Origin of the sequence: Pseudomonas sp. 9AZ (assembly GCF_902506525.1) — a bacterium.
Taxonomy (GTDB): Bacteria; Pseudomonadota; Gammaproteobacteria; order Pseudomonadales; family Pseudomonadaceae; genus Aquipseudomonas; species Aquipseudomonas peli.
This window is the reverse complement of record NZ_LR733840.1, coordinates 837,841-854,827: the sequence shown is the minus strand read 5'-3', so window position 1 is coordinate 854,827 and position 16,987 is coordinate 837,841. Positions and strand designations below refer to the sequence as shown.

The following is a 16,987-nucleotide window of genomic DNA, read 5'->3' as shown; positions in this document are numbered from 1 at the left end:
GCAGTGCAAAAGGATCCGTACACCATGAAAAATACAAGAATCCTGCAAGCTGGTGCGCTGCTGCTGACGTTGTTAGCCAGCAGCGTGATGGCCGCAGTCTCTGAGCAAGAAGCGGCGCAGTTGGGCACCAGTTTGACGCCGCTGGGCGGAGAAATGGCTGGGAATGCCGATGGCACTATCCCGGCCTGGGAAGGTGGCCTGTCTACCAGTGCGGCAGCGGTCGACGCCAAGGGGTTTCTCGCTGACCCCTTTGCCAACGAAACGCCGCTCTTCACCATTACTGCCGCCAATGCCGAGCAGTACAAAGACAAACTCTCCGCTGGGCAGATGGCGATGCTCAAGCGTTACTCGGACAGCTATACCATCCCGGTATACCCCACTCATCGGACTACATCCGTACCCGCTGCGATCGGCGAGGCAGCCAGGGTCAGTGCGGTCAATACCACGCCCGTTGACGGCGGGAACGGCCTGCAGAACTTCAACGCCAGCCGTTACTACGCCTTCCCCATTCCCAAGACTGGGGTTGAGGTGATTTGGAACCACATCACCCGTTACCGGGGCGGTAACACCCGTCGCGTGGTGACGCAGGCCACGCCGCAGACCAATGGCTCATACAGCTTGGTGAAGTTCGAGGACGAGGTGGCCTTCCCGGCGGACATGCCCGATCTTGATCCGGCCAAGGGCAGCAATATCCTGCTGTATTTCAAGCAGCGGGTGACCGCGCCTTCACGTCTGGCGGGTAACGTGCTGCTGGTGCACGAGACCATTGATCAGGTGAAAGAGCCGCGTCTGGCCTGGATCTACAACGCCGGTCAACGCCGAGTACGCCGCGCACCGCAGGTGGCTTACGACGGTCCGGGTACTGCTGCTGACGGCATGCGTACGGCCGATAACTTCGATTTGTTCTCGGGCGCGCCGGATCGGTATGACTGGCAACTGATCGGCAAAAAGGAAATGTACATTCCCTATAACAGCTACAAGCTGGATTCGCCGGCGCTGTCGTACGACGACGTGATCAAGGCCGGACACATCAACCAGGAGCTGACACGCTACGAGCTGCACCGCGTCTGGGAAGTGGTTGCCACGTTGAAGAGCGGCGAGCGGCACATCTATGCCAAGCGCCATATGTACATCGACGAGGACAGCTGGCAGATCGCACTGGTTGATCACTACGATGGCCGTGGTCAGCTTTGGCGTGTTGCCGAAGGACATGCGCAGCACTACTACAACCATCAAGTGCCGGGCTACACCCTGGAAGCGTTGTATGACCTGGTGGCCGGTCGTTACTTGGCTCTGGGCATGAAAAACGAAGAGAAGTCGGCGTATAACTTTGGTTTCAAAGCCACCGCTGCCGACTACACGCCAGCCGCCTTGCGCAGCTCCGGCGTTCGTTAGGCCGCACACTGCACGAAATACTCCGTGATTGGGCGGCCTTCGGGCCGCCTTTTTTATCGTTGGCCATCACCTCTCGTGATAGAGCTGTGAGCGATAGATGTTGAGGTTTAGCCTGCAGCAATCCGGTTCCTGCAAGAACAATAAAACGAGCCGTCATGAACGCATTAGCGCCTTTCCCGCAAAGCGCCACAGCGTCCGCGTGTGGCGGCGTACAACGCCCGCCACCTGGGCATATCGCTCGGCTATCCCTGCAGCAGCGGCTTTTGTCGCACGACTGCCGCCTGCGCTTGCTAGTCGGTCCGGCCGGGTTTGGTAAAACCGTACTGCTGGCAGATTGCGCCCGAGAGTGCCCGGCCACGCATCACCTGCTCTGGCTGAGCTGTGCAGGTGAAGGCTGGCATGCTGAACAGCTGGCGCAGCAGCTCGGCAAACTCCTCAATTACCCCGCAGACCTCAGCAGTGGTGAGTTGCTGGAGACCTTGGCGCAGGAGTCGCGGCCGCTGTGGATCATGCTCAATGACTACCCGGCGCAGCCGAATCTCGCCCTCGATGCGTACCTCAATCAGCTGCTGATGGTCACCCCCCCTGGCATTTGTTGGTGGCTGGGCAGCCGGCGGCGGCCGGTCTGTAACCTTTCCCGCCTGCTGCTGGAGGGCGAGCTGCTCGAGTTGGGTAGCAGTGAGCTGGCCTTCAATGAAGCAGAGGTGCTGGCCTGGCTGCAACAGCTGGACCCTGGCCGAAACGCCTGGGCGCACGCCCTGCATACACTGACCCAAGGCTGGCCGGCGGCCTTGCGCCTAGTGCTGTTGGCGGCTCAAGCCGAGCCGGCTGCGCTGAGCGCACCGCAGGACGGCGAACATGACCAACTGCTGGTCGAGTATGTCGAGCGCGAGGTGCTGCAACCGTTGCCCGATGAGCTGTTGCGCATACTTGAGCAACTGGCCCAGTTGCCGCGATTCAATCCGTCGCTCTGTGACTACTTGTTTGGTGTCGGCGAAGGCGCGCAGTGGTTGCGAGCGCTGATTGAGCGTGGCGTATTTATTCAGGAACTGGACACAGCCAAGGGCTGGTATGTGCTATTCCCACCGCTGGCTCGGTTGCTGCAGCGGCAGGCCATGAATCTGCCGTGCAGCGCGTTGCATGTGCATGCCAGTCAATGGTTTGCCAGTCATGGTGATATTCGCGCAGCGGTAGAGCACGCCTTGCTGGCCGGGCAACCGGACGTGGCCGGCAGTTTTCTTGAGCGTTTTACCGAGGAGCAGGTGCTGCAAGGGCAGGACCTGGCGCTGATTCTGCGCTGGCGCAGCGAGCTGCCGGACAGCCTGCTGTGCAGCACGCCACGGCTGATTCTGCTGAATGCCTGGGTGCTGCTACTGGTTGGCCGTCTGGATGAAGCGCAGACCTGTATCAATCAACTGGCACGCTTTCAGCCGCGCAGCGATGGCGCGCGAACCCGTGAGCTGTTCGCTCACTGGCAAGCTATTCAGGGCATCATCGCCTACGGCCGAGTCTGTGCCGTGGATGCTCGCGCCCACCTGCATGATGCTCTGCAAGGGCTGCCGCAAAGTGCGTGGGCGCAGTCGTTGCTATGTCGTTCGGCATTGACCTTGGTGGCCATTGGCGAAGGTCAGCTTGAGGTGGCACAGAAGCTCAGTTTTGAAGCGTTGAAGCAGGCGCGCCTGCATGGCAACCCAGTGTTTGAAGCCCTGCTTGAACTGGACCACGCCCTGTTGCTGGAAACGCGGGGTGAGTTTGCCCGCGCCGAAACGCTGCTGCAGCGGGTGCTGACGGCAACTGCACCGACCGCTTTACGCAACACACCGGTGCTGGCGCGGCTTGAGTTGCGTCTGGGGCGTCTGCAACTGCGCCAGGGGCGTGCAGATGAAGCGGAGGTAGCGCTGCAGCGCGGACTTGAAAATGCTCTTGTCTGTGGCGATCCAAGCGCGTTTCATGGCTACCTCGGCCTGGCCGAGTTGGCGATGGGGCAGGGTGATATGGCCACAGCCTTTGCTCACCTTGGCCAGGCTGAACGACAGATGCAGCGTCAGCGCGTCAATGAAACCCTGTACCGCGGCACCCTATTGTTGGCCAGCAGTCACCTGTGGATTGCCCAGGGCCACTATGCGCGGGCGCGCGTCGCGGCGACTCGGGTATTGAGTTATGAGCAGCGGGTTAAAGCGGTGTTGCCGACGCCGAACTTTCCCGAGCTGATTCCGCGGTTTCAAGCGTTATTGCTGCAATTGGACCGCATGCAGGGTGAGGATGTGCGCGAGCCTCTGCGGCAGTTGTTGGCGAAGGTGGCTGAGCAGGGTAGGCAGGCCCTGGTCAGCGACTTATGGCTGAGCTATGCCGATGCCTGTGCGGCCTGTGACGATAAGACGGGTGCTGAACAGGCTCGGCAAATCGGCCAGGCACTGCAGCAGCGCCTGGGCTATCGACGTCCGTGGTTCCGCGTGAAGAGCCCGGTGGAGGGCACGCCGTCTGCTGTGACCGTCGCCAGCAGCAATGCGCTGAGCAGCCGTGAGTTGGCGGTGCTTGGGTTGATAGCCCAGGGGCTGTCCAATCAGGAAGTGGCCGAGCAGCTGTTTATATCCCTGCACACAGTGAAAACCCATGCACGCCGAATCAACGGCAAGCTGGGGGTGGCGCGGCGCACTCAGGCGGTGGCCAAGGCCAAGGCGTTGGGCTTCTTCTAGTGCAGCGCTGGGCTGGCGCTGAGCAGGCGTAGGCGTTGGCTGAGTTGCAGGTGCTGCGCCGGGTCATCGCTGAGCAGCAGGGCGCACTGCAGATCGAAGCGCTCGCCCTGCGGGCAGTCGAGCCGTTGATAAATCTCGGCGCGGGCCAGGTGGTCCTGCAATGTTGGCGTGCCGAGCAGCAGCACGCGCTCGGCATCGCGCAGCGCGGCCAGCGGATCATCGTCCAGTTGATGCAGTTGCCGCAGGTTGCGCGACAGGCGCTGCACCATGCTGCGTGCGTCGCAAGGCTGCAGTTGGCTGGCGTTTAATTCGGCAGTCGGCCCCAGATGGCGTTGCAGCAGCTCGCGGCACTCGCGGGTATACAGCCGCCGGCCGCTGCAAGGGTCGAGTAGATGGTCGGCGCCGGGTACGCGTAGCAGGAAATGCCCGGGAAAATTGACCCCCTGTAATGGAATTCCCAGGCGCCTGGCCAGCTCCAGTGCCAGTAGGGCCAGAGTGAGCGGCTGGCCGCGGCGGCGCAACAACAGCTGATCCAGCAACGCGGCCCTTGGCCGTAGCGGGCGTTCGTCGTCCTCATGGAAGTCCAGCTCACTCAGCCGACGCAGCAGCGGTTGCGCCAGCTCCTGCAGCGGCAGGTTAGGCAACCCCTGACTGACCTGCTGCTGCAAACCGTTGAGCCGTTGCAGCACGTCGGTCGGTTGCAGCGTGGGCTGGTGTTCCACGGCAATCCACAGCGCAGCCTCAAACAGCGCAGGTGGTGTTTGTTCCAGGCAGGCAAGGCAGGCAGCGCGTGGGGTCATCACATTCTCCCAGGGTCTCTGGCTTTGTAGTCAAGCGCCTAACCTTCGTCCAGTACATTGTTGTTTCAGGGCTGTGGCAGTGTGGCTGCTGTGTTGTTGAACAAGGACGCCAAGCATGCCTGCAACCCTTCGCCGTTACACCCTGATCGTGCTGATACTGATGAGCCCTGTGCTGAGCGCGGCACAGGCTTCGCAAGCGCCGCTCCTGGCTCAAGAGTTGTCAACGTACCGGCTGCTAACGCTGTTTCACTTATTGCGTTTGGAGCAGGGGTCACCTGACGTGCAGGCACGCCTGGAGACAGAAGTTCAGCATTTCGCCGGTTTGTTAACTGCGCACCCTGAGGCGTTGCCAGCGCCGTTGCAGCAACAGGCGCAGCATTTTCAGGCGGTGTTGCTGAACAATGCCCGGTTGAACTACGAAGCGATTGATTTTTATGCCCTCGATACGCTTTCGCAGAGCGCCCATGACCTGCTGCAACTCAATCGGCAGCAGCAGGCGTTAGCGCCGGCCGCATCACCGACGTTGGACCTGCGTCAGGCCATCCTGATGCAGCAAATTGCTGCTGAGTATGTGCGTGAGGCCGCCAGTTTTGACTCCGGATCGGCGGTGTACGACAGCGCGCAGGAACGCTTTGAGCCTGTGGACGTGCTGGCCAAGGCCTTTCGCCAGCGGCTTGAGCAGCTGCAGCTAACCCTGGCCGGCAGTGCCGAGCAACGTAAAAAGTGGGGCCAGGTGCAGGTGATCTGGAATTACATTGAACAGCCGCTGCTGGAATACCGCGAGCGCTCGCTGCCCTTTGTCGTGAACCGCTACAGCGAACAGATTGTCACCCTGCTGGTGAACTGATCACCGGCGGGGTGTGATCAGTAGTGCTGCCTATACTGATGAGCAACGCAGTAGGGGAGCGACAGCATGTTTACCCTGATGGAAAGCGCTCGGCTGGAGTCGCTGCATTTTGCCGATGACCCGGCCACAGGCCTTAAGGCCATCATTGCTATTCACAACAGCCGCCTTGGCCCTGCGCTGGGCGGTTGTCGATACCTGCCCTATGCCGATGAACAGAGTGCCGTGGACGATGCCCTGCGGCTGGCCAAGGGCATGAGTTACAAGGCCGCGCTGGCCGGCTTGGCGCAGGGCGGCGGCAAAGCGGTGATCATCCGTCCTGCGCATGTCGAGAATCGTGGCGCGTTGTTTGAAGCCTTCGGGCGCTTTATCGACACCCTTAACGGCCACTACATCACCGCGATGGACAGCGGTACTTCCAGCGTTGACATGGACTGCATCGCTCAGCACACCCAGCATGTCACCAGCACCACGGCCGAGGGGGATCCGTCACCGCACACGGCGCTGGGTGTGTTTGCCGGTATCCGCGCAACCGCCCTGGCGCGCCTGGGCAGTGACAACCTGGAAGGTTTGCGGGTAGCGATTCAGGGGCTGGGCAATGTTGGCTTTGCGCTGGCCGAGCAGCTGCATGCTGCGGGGGCCGAATTGTTGGTCAGCGACTTGGATCACGGCCGCGTTCAGCTGGCAGTTGAACAGCTGGGTGCGCGGCCGGTGGCCAGCGAAGCCCTGCTCGCCACGCCCTGCGACATCCTGGCGCCATGCGGGTTAGGGGGTGTGCTGAACAGCACAAGCGTCGGGCAACTGCGTTGCTCGGCAGTGGCGGGCGCAGCGAATAACCAATTGGCCAGTGCCGATATTTCCGACAGCCTGCAGGCGCGGGGGATTTTGTATGCGCCGGATTATGTGATCAATGCGGGCGGCTTGATCTACGTGGCGCTGAAGCATCAGGGGGAGCCTCTGCCGGCAATCACCGCGCATTTGACGCAGATCAGCCGGCGGCTGACCGAGATATTCGGCCATGCCCAGGCCGACAAGCGCTCACCGGCAAGGGTCGCCGATGCGATTGCCGAGCGCTTGTTGTATGGCTGAATGTGGCACTGATAAAAACGCAAAACCCCAGTCATGGACTGGGGTTTTATTGACTGCCGCCGGCGTTACTCGGCAGCCGGTTCGCTCAGTTCACTCAAGGCATCAGGCTGGTTCTTGAATGCCTTGGCGAAAATGTCGCGGTTCTTCGCCATGTAGATACCCAGCTCTTCACCCTGGGTTTCATTCAGCGATGGCACGGCTTTTTGCAGCACTTCGGTGAGCAGCTCGGCCAGTTCGAGCATTTTGTCATGACGATCGGCTTCGGCTTTATCCATGAACAAACGCTCCAAATCCCGGCTGCTGCGGTACACCACTTCGACGGCCATTCATCACCTCTACGCCTTCACGCTAATAGGTTGCAGTTAACTGTTTATCTGTACAGTGGTTGCGAGCATAAAGAACTCGCCAGCATTTGACCAGCAGCAATTGCCATGCCGGCTAACACCATAGCCGATTCTGTGCGTCACAGCCGTTCAGCGGTCGCTGCGCAGCGGGCCGAACTCGGCCGGTACCCAGGCGTAGCCTGCACCTTCTTTGCGCACATGGCCCAGCCCTGGGAAGGGCATATGCGCACCAGCCACCCAGAGTTTTTCGCGGCTGGCGTTGGCGAATATCTGCTGGCGCGTAGCCTTGGCCTGTGTGCTGTCGATGTCGAACTCGATCACCACTTCCGGCTTGGCGAACTGCACCGCGTGGCTGTGCACAATATCGCCCCAGACCAGCAGGCTCTGGTTCTGTGAGGTGAACAGGTAGGAGCTATGACCGGGGGTGTGGCCGTTGCTCGGCACCAAGCTGACGCCTGGGAGCAGTGCGCTGTCCGGGGCGTACAACTTGAGACGCTGCTGAGCGTCGTAGGGTGCCACGGACTGCTTGGCCATCTGGAACATGCCGCGCATGGGCTCCGGGGCCTTTGCAGCCGCCTCATCGCTAAGCCAGAAATCCGCTTCGGCCTGGGGCACGTAGACGCTGGCATTCGGGTAGGCGGCCTGGCCGTCGCTGTTCAGCAGGCCGCAGGCATGGTCGGGGTGCAGGTGGGTGAGCAGCACAGTGTCCACCTGTTCCGGGCTATAACCGGAAGCTTTAAGGTTGTTCTGCACCACGCCCAGGGTTGGCCCGAAGCATTGCGCCGCCCCCGTGTCGACCAGCACCAAGTGGCTGCCTGTATTGATCAGGTAAGCGTTGACGGCGGTTTGCACGCCCTTACTGGAGTCAACGAACATGCGCGCCAGCAGGCTCTGGATATCCTCGGCGCTGGCGCCGGTGAGGATTTTGCTGTCGAGGTCAACGTAGCCGTCGTACAGCGCCGTCACTTCGAATTCGCCCAGGGTCATGCGGTAGAAGCCGGCGACCTGATTCTGCTGTTTGGCCACCGGCGCCGCATTGGCACTCAGGGGCAGGGTGTAGCCCAGGATCAGGGTCTGGGCTGCAAGCAGTGCGCTAAACAACCGAGTGCGGGTGAATGAGCTTGGCATGCTGATGTCCTCGTGTGGTTAGAAACCTATACGCAGCTTATACAGCTGAGACGAAATACTTGTACATTGTCGCCATAAGCTATTGTTGGGCGCAGTGGCCAACTCTACTATTCGGCACGCCATCGGCTCTCTGTGAGGTGCACCATGTTGCTGTCTGCGGGTCGAGTCGAGCGCAAATTGCTGGCCCTGTTGGCTGTTGCCTATCTCAGTCTATTCGTCATTGTCGGTGCCATCTGGGGCAGCCGCGCCCACTTGATCGACGGGCAGCGTGTTGAGGTGCTACACACCTCGCTTTATCAGCTCAGTGAAACCCTGTCCTTGCTCAAGGATGCCGAGACTGGGCAGCGCGGCTTTCTGCTGACGGGCGAAGAGTCATTTTTACAACCCTATAACGTGGCGGTGCAGCACTTGCACAGCCAGTTTCAAGCGTTGCGCGCGATACCGTTGATGGAGATGTACGCCGACGACATCGCGCGGATTGAGCAGCTCGCCGAGTTTAAAATGACCGAGCTAAGCGAAACCATCGCACTGCGTCGTTTGGCTGGCGCTGAAGCTGCCCGCCAGCGCGTGATGGACAATCAGGGCCGGCGTTACATGGATGAGCTGCGTGAGCGGATTAGCAGCCTGGAGGGCAACGTCAGTGATGAGCTTGAAGCGCTGCATGAAAGCACCGATGTTCGCTCGCAAGTCGCCATCTGGGGCGGCAGTGCGGTGGCGTTGCTGATGCTTGGACTGCTCGGCCTGACCTACCTCGACCTGCGCCGTGACCTGCGCGAGCGTGAGGAGCTGCTAAAACGTCTGGCCTTTGAATCGCAGCATGACGCCCTGACTCAGCTGCCAAATCGTCGCGTCTTTAACGATAGCCTCGATCAGGCCCTGGCCTTGGCGCGGCGCGCCGAGCGGCCGCTGGCGCTGATCTACCTGGATCTCGATGGCTTCAAACCGGTCAACGATGAACATGGTCACGCCACTGGCGACCGTGTGCTCAAGGCCATTGCTCAGCGCTGGCGGACGTTACTGCGCGAGGGCGAGGTATTGGCTCGGTTAGGTGGCGATGAATTTGCCGTGGTGGCCGAAGGGGATGTGGCGGCTATCGAGTGCCTGGCCGCCCGCATGATTACTGCACTGGATACGCCGCTGCTGGAAGAGATGCCGCATGTGCGAGTGGGCGTGAGCATCGGTATGGCGCAGTTTCCTCAGCATGGTGAAGACCGGCGTCGCCTGGTGGCGGCAGCGGATACTGCCATGTATCGGGCCAAGGAAGCTGGTAAGCATTGTTTCGCCTGGCCTGAGTCCAGCAGCGCCATTCCAGCCGCGGCGCTCTGATGCGCCCTGGGACGTGTCTTGGCCCACGTGAGTGCCATCTCCTGAGAGCTGGTCTTGTTTCTGCATGGTGCAGGTACATTCCGCGTTGGAGCGGACCGTCGATTTTGGGAGTGCAAGGATCGTGAAGGACAATCTGGCTGAACGCGCCCGCGAGCGCATGCATGGGCTGGCGGAATCGCTGGGCAATCTGTTGATGGAGGCGTTCCACTACCTGGCGCTGTTCGCCATCGGCGCCATCACCGCCTGGGCCGCGATCATGGCCTTTCTTGGCATGCTGGAGAAGGGCCATATCACGGTAGACGACATCCTGCTGCTGTTTATCTACCTCGAGTTGGCGGCGATGGTGGGGATCTATTTCAAGACCAACCACATGCCGATCCGCTTCATGATCTATGTGGCGATTACCGCGCTGACCCGCCTGATGATTTCCGATATCTCGCATAACCATAAGCCCGACATGGGTGTGGTGATGGTCTCCGGGGCGATTCTGTTGCTGGCGCTGGCGATCTTTGTGGTGCGCTATGCCTCTTCGCGCTTCCCCGCAGTGCAGGCCGGCGGTGCGCGGAAAAAGACCAATGCGGCGGATGAAGCGGCCGAGCGTGATGATGCGCAGAGCGATGACTGAGGCGTAGGGCTGATCAGTCGCTTAACGGCGCAAACAGCGCCTGCAGGTCGTCTTCGCTGAGCTGCAGCTGGGTCTGGCTGCCGCCTTCCAGCACGCCGCGGGCCAGGTTGGCTTTGGCCTGTTGCAGCTGCTGGATCTTCTCTTCCACGCTGCCACGGGCGATCAGTTTGTAGACGAACACCGGCTTGTCCTGGCCGATGCGATAGGCGCGGTCGCTGGCTTGTGCTTCGGCGGCGGGGTTCCACCACGGGTCGAAGTGGATCACCGTGTCGGCGGCGGTCAGGTTCAGGCCCGAGCCGCCGGCTTTCAGGCTGATCAGGAAGATCGGCAGTTCGCCGGCCTGAAACTGCTGCACCGGGGTGCGCCGGTCCTGGGTGCTACCGGTGAGCTTGGCGTAGGGAATGTTGCGCGCCTTCAATTCGGCTTCGATCAACGCCAGCATCGAGGTGAACTGCGAGAACAGCAGCACCCGCCGGCCTTCGGCAAACAACTCTTCAAGCATTTCCAGCAGACCGCTGAGCTTGCCGGAATCCAGGCTGGTTAGATTGCTGTCGCCCTCATCGCCGAGCAGGCGCAGGTCGCAGCAGGCCTGGCGCAGGCGTAAAAGCGCTTCGAGAATCACGATCTGACTGCGCGCCAGACCCTGGCGGGCAATCTCTGCACGGACCTTCTGGTCCATGGCCAGGCGCAGGGTTTCGTAGCGGTCGCGCTGCGCCGCGCTGAGTTCGACCCAGTGGGTGATTTCGGTTTTCGGCGGCAGCTCGCTGGCCACCTGCTCCTTGGTGCGGCGCAGGATAAAGGGCTTGATCCGCCCGGTTAGGTGCGTCAGGCGCTGCTGGTTGGCGTTTTTTTCAATCGGTGTGCGGTAGTCGCGGGTAAAGCTTTTGCTGTCGCCCAGCCAGCCAGGCATGAGGAAGTTGAACAGCGACCACAGCTCGCCGAGGTGATTCTCCAGCGGCGTGCCGGTCAGGCACAGACGTTGCCCGGCCTGCAGTTGCCCTGCGGCGACGGCGGCCTTGCTGCGTGGGTTCTTGATGTTCTGCGCTTCATCGAGAATCAGCAGGCGATAGCGGTAGGCGCTCAATGCCTTGAGGTCGCGCGGCAGCAGGGCGTAGGTGGTGAGGATGATCTGGTGCTCGTCGATCTGCTTGAACAGCGCACGACGTTTCGGCCCGTGCAGGGCCAGCACCTTGAGCTGCGGGGTGAAGCGCGCGGCTTCATCCTGCCAGTTGGGAATCAGGCTGGTGGGCATGACGATCAGTGCCGGCTGCTGCAAACGTCCGGCGTTGAACTCGCAGAGGATATGGCCGAGGGTCTGCAGGGTTTTGCCCAGGCCCATGTCATCGGCCAGCAGGCCGCCGACCTCCAGCTCAGCCAGGCCCTGCATCCAGGCCAGACCTTGCAGCTGATAGGGCCGCAGCTCCGCTTGCAAGCCGGCGGGCGCTTGCAAGGTGGCGCTGTCCAGCCGCTGCAGGCGTTCGGCGAAGTCGCGCAGCGGGCCGCCGCCTTGCCAGCTGATTGCCGGGCCTTCTTGCAGGTGATTCAGCCGTGCGGCATCCAGGCGCGACAGGCGCAGACGCTGGCTGGACTCGCCCGGCTCGCGCACGAACAGCTCGCCCAGGGTTGCCAGCAGCGGTTTCAGTCGCGCCAGCGGCAGGGCCACGCGCTTGTGGTTATGCGGCAGGCTGACCAGCAGCACCTCATCGTCATCGCGCTTGTTTAGCGCCTCGCCATTGAGCAGCCAGGGTGCGCGGCGGATGGCTTGCAGCAGAATCGGCAACAGGCTGATGCGCTGGCCTTCGACCTCGATCCCCAGTTCCAGATCGAACCAGGTTTGCTCGGGATCTTCTTCGACTTCGGCGTACCAGTCATCGACCTGTACCAGGTTGAACTGGAAGTCCGGCTGCATGCGGATTTGCCAGCCCTCTGCGCGCAGCGCTGGCAGATGCTCACGAATAAACTGCAACCAGGCAGTCTCACTGGGTTGCTCGTAAGCTTCGCCGGCGCTTTCCGGCAGCGCTTCGCTCTGCCGCAGTGCCACTTGCAGGCCTGTTTGTTCCAGGCGTTTGCGCAGCTGGGTTTCAGCGCTGATGTCACGCACGATGCGCAGGCTGTGCTGGGCGCTCTGCTTGATCAGCAGGTCTTTACCCTGTTTGCCGGAGGCCAGGTGGCCCTGGTAATCGAAGGCCAATGCGGCACGGTGCTGGGTCTGCTCCTGCATACGGCCCTTGCGCGCATCGAAGTGCACGCGCACCAGGCTGCCGAGGCTCAGTACTGGGCTGGGCTGCAGGTTTTCCAGGCACTCTTCGCGGGCCTGCGGGCTGCTGACGATCAGTGGCGAGAGGTCGACGCCTTGTTCCTGCTGGGTTTGCAGGGTGAGTAGGGCGCTGGCCACGTGTTTACAGTTGAAGCCCACCGGGCAGCTGCAATGGCCGGTTACGCCCCAGCCCTGGCCGTAATGATGCAGGGTGATGCGCTGTTGATAGGTTTGCGCACCGGAGCCACGGCAGCTGGCCAACAGGGTGCTGTCTTTGAGGCTGAGCAAACGGCTGCGGCCTTGTGCGGCATAGGCCTGACCGCGCAGCAAGTCGCCGTCGCCGAATTCTGCGCGCCAGTCTTCCTGGCGTAGATGCAGGATGTCGAGGGCCATCAGAGGCACCGGGCGGGCGAGTAGATGAATCGTGGCATGGGCAGCTTTCTCGAAGGCAGCCGATGATTCTTGCACAGCCAGCGTGGGATTAGCAGGCTGTTTTCAGGCTCATGGTGCGCAAGCTGCGTTGCCTGATAGGCGGGTATGCGGCGGGCTGATGCTGCTTGGCGTGGGCTCAGGGGCGTTGCAGGGCGGCGCGGTATTGCCCCGGCGTGGCGCTAAAGGCCTGGCGGAAACGGTTGTTGAAGTGGCTGGCACTGGCAAAGCCGCAGGCCAGGGCCACTTCAGCCAGTGGCAGCGTGCTGTGTTGCAGCAGTTGCTGGCCATGGCGCAGGCGTTGCGCCAGCACATAACGGTGCGGCGGCAGGCCGAAGCTGAGTTGGAACATTCTGGCGAAGTGGTATTCGGAGAGCGCACACAAACTGGCCAGCTGACCCAAGCTGAGCGCTTCACTGAGGTTGGCCTGGATAAACTCGCGCACTCGGCGGCGCTGGCTGGGTGCCAGGCCGCCGGTCAGGCGCAGGCCTTCGCGGCGGCCCACTTGGGACAGCAGCGCGTGGTTGATCAGGCCGTGGGCCAGGCTGCTGCTGAGCAGACGTTCGGCCGGTTCCTGCCAATCCAGCTGGCTCAGCTGACGAAAGCGCTGGGCCTGCTGCGGGTCGTCGAGAAAGGTGCCTTCGCGCAGTTCCAGTTCCCGTGGTTCGTGGTCTAACAGGTTGACGGCCGCCAGGGCGAATTGCTCCTGGCTGATATACAGATGGGCCAGATGGATTTCACCGTTGATCACCCACTCCGACTGATGGCCGGCCGGAAGGATGCACAGCTTGTCTGGCGCGCCTTTGCTGTGTGGGCTCTCGCGGCGGAAGGTGCCGGTGCCGCCGGCCAGGTAGCAGGACAGCGTGTGATGGCTGGGGGCTTCGTAATCGCGGGCATCATGACGGTTGCTCCACACGGCAGCCGCCAGCCCGTCGCCCAACTCGGCGCTGCGGTGCAGGCGGGTGTTGGGCGAGCTGTGCATGCTCTGGAAAACCTGTAGGTGCTCAAGTTGCGACATAAATCCTCCGTCGCTCCATGCTACGCCGGGCATGCCCGCGTGCCAGCCCCCGCGCGCGGAAAAGCGCAAGATTATGCAAGGCGCGGTTATCTGTAGCTGTCGAGTATTTCCAGGTAGCGTGGCTGTTGCTTGAGCGCATTCAGGCTGTTCTGCAGCCGGGTGAGCTGCACCGCGTCGGTGTCCAGGCTGAAGGCGTAATACATGGCGCTTTCCTTGAGCACATGCACCGGGGTGAAGTCGTGGCTGTGCATGTCCAGGTTGCGGATAAACCAGTAGGCGGTGGTTTCGTCGTAGGCCCATAGGTCGATACGGCTGTTATGCAGCAGGTTGGCCAGCTGAATCGCGCTGGCAGAGATCTGCAGCTGGTTGTCCTTGATACCAAGGCTATTCAGCAGGTGATGGCCGACATCATCGCGAATTACACCGATGCGGTGCGCGCTGAGATCTGCCGGTTGCTTGATCTGTAACTGGCGATCCTTGCGCGCCAATAGCACGATGCGGCTGGGCATGATCGGCCCGACCCACTTGAACTGCGGGCCTCGCTCCTCGGTGCGGGTCATGGAAAACAGCATCACCCCCGGACCTTTGCGCGCCATCTGATAGCCGCGCGCCCAGGGCAGTGAACGAATATCCCGGCGCGCGATGGGTAGGCCGGCGCTGGCGGCCGCTTCCAGCAGGATGTCCACGGTAATGCCACGGGCGATGCCGCTTTCGGTGTAGTTGTAGGGTGGGAATTCTTCGGTGATGAAGTCCAGCGACTCCCACTTAGCTTCGGCATACAGCGTCAGGCTGAAAAAACACAAGGAAACAAACGCAAGCGCGTTGCCAAGGCGAGAAGACATGCGGCGTACCTCAGGCTACAGCGACCGGCAACGCCGGGTGGCTCAGGCAGTGTGGCGGGGGCGCATGCGTCAGCGACACCCTGTATTGACGCTAGCCTGCCGGGCATAGGCTGTCGACCCGCCGCATATACCGCTCTGGATGGTAATTTTCGGGCATGCGAGTGAATGGCTATTAACCGTCGGGATCGAGCAGTCAGCCCTGCGTGCGCTCGTACCAACCCTTGCTGTTATTGACCATGCGCACCAGCCAGAGCATCACCGGCACCTCGATCAGCACACCGACCACCGTGGCCAGCGCTGCGCCGGAGTTGAAGCCGTAGAGCGCGATGGCCACGGCTACGGCCAACTCGAAGAAGTTCGACGCACCGATCATCGCCGCCGGTCCAGCGATATCGTGGCGCACCTTGAATTGCCGGCACATCCAGTATCCGAGGGCCGCGATAAACAGCGTCTGCAGCAGAATTGGCACTGCCAGCATGGCGATGATCAAAGGCTGGGCAACGATGGTCTGGCCCTGGAAGGAGAACAGCAGCACTAGGGTGGCCAGCAGGGCGAGGATGGAGAACGGGCCGATGCGCGCGAGCACCGCTTGCAACGCCGCATCACCCCGGCGCAGCAGATGCGCGCGGATCAATTGGGCGATGGCCAGGGGGATAACGATATACATCACCACCGACAGCAGCAGGGTGTCCCACGGCACCGGGATCGACGACACCCCCAGCAGCAGGGCGACGATGGGGGCGAAGGCGAACACCATTACCAGATCGTTGATCGCCACCTGGGTCAGGGTGAAGTTGGCGTTGCCCTTACACAGGTTGCTCCAGACAAACACCATAGCCGTGCAAGGCGCGGCGCCGAGCAGAATCAGCCCGGCTACGTAGCTGTCGATCTGTTCGGCTGGCAGCCAGTCGGTGAACACATGGCGCAGAAACAGCCAGGCCAGAAAGGCCATGGTGAACGGTTTGATTAGCCAGTTGATGCTCAGCGTCACGCCCAGGCCGGCGCGCTGCTGATAGACCTCACCAATCGCGCGAAAGTCGATCTTCATCAGCATGGGGATGATCATCACCCAGATCAGCAATCCCACCGGGATATTCACCTGAGCAACTTCCAGAGCGCCCACCGCTTGCGCTGCTTCGGGGGCGAACAGGCCGAGCAGGGTGCCGCCGATAATGCAGAGAAATACCCAGAGCGTCAGGTAACGCTCGAACAGACCGAGCGGCGAGCGGGTTTGAGGAGCGGAGGATTCTAGGGCATTGGCCATGCTGGATTCCTTGGGTGAGGGGCGAGTCTAGCCACTCCCGCTGCGGCCGGTGTTGATCTGGGTCGGCTTGGGGTAGATGGAATATACGGTTTACAAGATATATGGATATCAATATATTCGCCAAACCGTATTTGCATGACACCCATCGCCATGAGCCAAAAGATTCGCGTGCTGTTTCTCTGTGTGGCCAATGCTGCCCGCTCGCAGATGGCCGAAGCGCTGCTACGCCATACCGATCCCGAAGGCTACGAGGTTTTTAGCGCCGGCACTCTGCCTGGTGAGGTTGATCCGCGTGCACGTCAGGCCCTGGAGCAGTTGGGCGTCAGCAAGGAAGGCCTGCACAGCAAGGCGCTGGAGAGCTTCGATGGCCAGCAGTTCGATTACGTGATCACCCTGTGCGACAAGTCCGCCTTCGAGTGCAGCACCTTGCCCGGGGCTGGCGAATACATCGCCTGGGACTTCGAGGACCCGGCCAGCAGCCAGCAGCAGAATGCCTACACGCGTTGTCTGCAGCAGATCCACGAGCGCATCAAGATGTTCGTGCTGGTCAAAAGCAAATTCAGCCAGCCCACGCAGATGCTCGCCCCGGTGACCCTGTTCAAATGCCTGGCCGATGACACCCGCGCACGCATGACTCAGCTGATTGCTCAGGAGGGCGAGCTGTGCGTCTGCGAGTTGACCGCCGCCCTTGAGGAGAGCCAACCGAAGATCTCCCGCCATCTGGCCCAGCTGCGCGGCAGCGGCCTGTTGCAGGACCGCCGCGCCGGGCAGTGGGTCTACTACCGCCTGCATCCGCAACTGCCGGCCTGGGTCGGGCAGATCCTGAAGCAGGTGCTCCAGGCTGAAGACCCGCAACTGGCCGAGGATCGTTTGCGCCTGCACAGCATGCGTGACCGTCCTGATCGCGCCTCGTTGTGCGGCTGAGCCATT

General features: G+C 61.6%; 13 protein-coding genes and 2 pseudogenes. 8 read left to right on the top strand and 7 right to left on the bottom strand.

The annotated features are described in order from the left end of the window. The first annotated feature begins 24 nt into the window (after positions 1-24). From ALTER154_RS04145 to ALTER154_RS21175, 3 genes and pseudogenes are all read left to right on the top strand, one after another. Positions 25-1,395: a DUF1329 domain-containing protein gene (locus ALTER154_RS04145; RefSeq protein ID WP_160085373.1), complete on the top strand. Its 1,371-nt coding sequence runs from the start codon at positions 25-27 to the stop codon at positions 1,393-1,395. Positions 1,396-1,550: 155 nt separating this feature from the next. After that, positions 1,551-3,779, top strand: a pseudogene (locus ALTER154_RS04140) (helix-turn-helix transcriptional regulator); the annotation flags it as partial. 126 nt (positions 3,780-3,905) lie between these two features. Beyond that, positions 3,906-4,091, top strand: a pseudogene (locus ALTER154_RS21175) (response regulator transcription factor); the annotation flags it as partial. Here ALTER154_RS21175 and ALTER154_RS04135 read toward each other — a convergent pair. Beyond that, complete coding sequence (locus tag ALTER154_RS04135; protein ID WP_160085371.1) at positions 4,088-4,891, bottom strand: transglutaminase family protein; 804 nt, start codon at positions 4,889-4,891, stop codon at positions 4,088-4,090. The pseudogene ALTER154_RS21175 and the gene ALTER154_RS04135 sit on opposite strands and share 4 nt — an antisense overlap. A 115-nt stretch (positions 4,892-5,006) precedes the next feature. On the opposite strand from ALTER154_RS04135, the gene ALTER154_RS04130 reads away from it, so the two are divergent. Together ALTER154_RS04130 and ALTER154_RS04125 are read left to right on the top strand one after the other, a co-directional pair. Next, complete coding sequence (locus tag ALTER154_RS04130) at positions 5,007-5,738, top strand: hypothetical protein (RefSeq protein WP_160085370.1); 732 nt, start codon at positions 5,007-5,009, stop codon at positions 5,736-5,738. Positions 5,739-5,804: 66 nt separating this feature from the next. Next, positions 5,805-6,824, top strand: coding sequence for a Glu/Leu/Phe/Val dehydrogenase dimerization domain-containing protein (locus tag ALTER154_RS04125; RefSeq protein WP_160085369.1), 1,020 nt, complete (start codon positions 5,805-5,807; stop codon positions 6,822-6,824). A gap of 65 nt (positions 6,825-6,889) precedes the next feature. Here ALTER154_RS04125 and ALTER154_RS04120 read toward each other — a convergent pair whose 3' ends face one another. After that, positions 6,890-7,150 (bottom strand): YebG family protein, encoded by a 261-nt coding sequence (locus tag ALTER154_RS04120; protein WP_108485834.1) that lies wholly within the window; start codon positions 7,148-7,150, stop codon positions 6,890-6,892. 147 nt (positions 7,151-7,297) lie between these two features. Continuing rightward, the gene (locus ALTER154_RS04115) at positions 7,298-8,296 is read right to left on the bottom strand and encodes an MBL fold metallo-hydrolase (RefSeq protein ID WP_160085368.1); all 999 of its coding nucleotides are present in this window, start codon (positions 8,294-8,296) and stop codon (positions 7,298-7,300) included. A 144-nt stretch (positions 8,297-8,440) separates the two neighbouring features. Here ALTER154_RS04115 and ALTER154_RS04110 point away from each other — a divergent pair, with 144 nt between their 5' ends. Next, complete coding sequence (locus ALTER154_RS04110; protein ID WP_160085367.1) at positions 8,441-9,622, top strand: diguanylate cyclase domain-containing protein; 1,182 nt, start codon at positions 8,441-8,443, stop codon at positions 9,620-9,622. A gap of 121 nt (positions 9,623-9,743) precedes the next feature. Next, positions 9,744-10,247 (top strand): phosphate-starvation-inducible protein PsiE, encoded by a 504-nt coding sequence (locus ALTER154_RS04105; RefSeq protein ID WP_372239913.1) that lies wholly within the window; start codon positions 9,744-9,746, stop codon positions 10,245-10,247. Positions 10,248-10,260: 13 nt separating this feature from the next. Here the strand turns inward: ALTER154_RS04105 and ALTER154_RS04100 are convergent, their stop codons facing one another. The 4 genes from ALTER154_RS04100 to arsB all read right to left on the bottom strand — a co-directional run bounded on the left by ALTER154_RS04100 (position 10,261) and on the right by arsB (position 16,057). Next, positions 10,261-12,897 (bottom strand): DEAD/DEAH box helicase, encoded by a 2,637-nt coding sequence (locus ALTER154_RS04100; protein WP_160085366.1) that lies wholly within the window; start codon positions 12,895-12,897, stop codon positions 10,261-10,263. Positions 12,898-13,072: 175 nt separating this feature from the next. Next, positions 13,073-13,951, bottom strand: coding sequence for a helix-turn-helix domain-containing protein (locus ALTER154_RS04095; protein ID WP_160085365.1), 879 nt, complete (start codon positions 13,949-13,951; stop codon positions 13,073-13,075). 86 nt (positions 13,952-14,037) lie between these two features. After that, positions 14,038-14,793, bottom strand: coding sequence for an ABC transporter substrate-binding protein (locus tag ALTER154_RS04090; RefSeq protein ID WP_160085364.1), 756 nt, complete (start codon positions 14,791-14,793; stop codon positions 14,038-14,040). 193 nt (positions 14,794-14,986) lie between these two features. Further along, on the bottom strand, positions 14,987-16,057 hold the full coding sequence (arsB, locus tag ALTER154_RS04085) for an ACR3 family arsenite efflux transporter (protein ID WP_160085363.1): 1,071 nt from the start codon (positions 16,055-16,057) through the stop codon (positions 14,987-14,989). Positions 16,058-16,207: 150 nt separating this feature from the next. Between arsB and ALTER154_RS04080 the strand changes: the two genes are divergently transcribed. Further along, a complete protein-coding gene (locus tag ALTER154_RS04080; RefSeq protein WP_160085362.1) occupies positions 16,208-16,981 on the top strand; it encodes a metalloregulator ArsR/SmtB family transcription factor in 774 nt (257 codons plus the stop codon). The last annotated feature ends 6 nt before the right edge of the window (positions 16,982-16,987 follow it).

Coding starts and splice junctions, on each gene's coding strand:
- ALTER154_RS04145 (WP_160085373.1), top strand. CDS start 25: ATGAAAAATACAAGAATCCTGCAAGCTGGTGCGCTGCTGCTGACGTTG.
- ALTER154_RS04135 (WP_160085371.1), bottom strand. CDS start 4,891: ATGACCCCACGCGCTGCCTGCCTTGCCTGCCTGGAACAAACACCACCT.
- ALTER154_RS04130 (WP_160085370.1), top strand. CDS start 5,007: ATGCCTGCAACCCTTCGCCGTTACACCCTGATCGTGCTGATACTGATG.
- ALTER154_RS04125 (WP_160085369.1), top strand. CDS start 5,805: ATGTTTACCCTGATGGAAAGCGCTCGGCTGGAGTCGCTGCATTTTGCC.
- ALTER154_RS04120 (WP_108485834.1), bottom strand. CDS start 7,150: ATGGCCGTCGAAGTGGTGTACCGCAGCAGCCGGGATTTGGAGCGTTTG.
- ALTER154_RS04115 (WP_160085368.1), bottom strand. CDS start 8,296: ATGCCAAGCTCATTCACCCGCACTCGGTTGTTTAGCGCACTGCTTGCA.
- ALTER154_RS04110 (WP_160085367.1), top strand. CDS start 8,441: ATGTTGCTGTCTGCGGGTCGAGTCGAGCGCAAATTGCTGGCCCTGTTG.
- ALTER154_RS04100 (WP_160085366.1), bottom strand. CDS start 12,897: ATGGCCCTCGACATCCTGCATCTACGCCAGGAAGACTGGCGCGCAGAA.
- ALTER154_RS04095 (WP_160085365.1), bottom strand. CDS start 13,951: ATGTCGCAACTTGAGCACCTACAGGTTTTCCAGAGCATGCACAGCTCG.
- ALTER154_RS04090 (WP_160085364.1), bottom strand. CDS start 14,793: ATGTCTTCTCGCCTTGGCAACGCGCTTGCGTTTGTTTCCTTGTGTTTT.
- arsB (WP_160085363.1), bottom strand. CDS start 16,057: ATGGCCAATGCCCTAGAATCCTCCGCTCCTCAAACCCGCTCGCCGCTC.
- ALTER154_RS04080 (WP_160085362.1), top strand. CDS start 16,208: ATGAGCCAAAAGATTCGCGTGCTGTTTCTCTGTGTGGCCAATGCTGCC.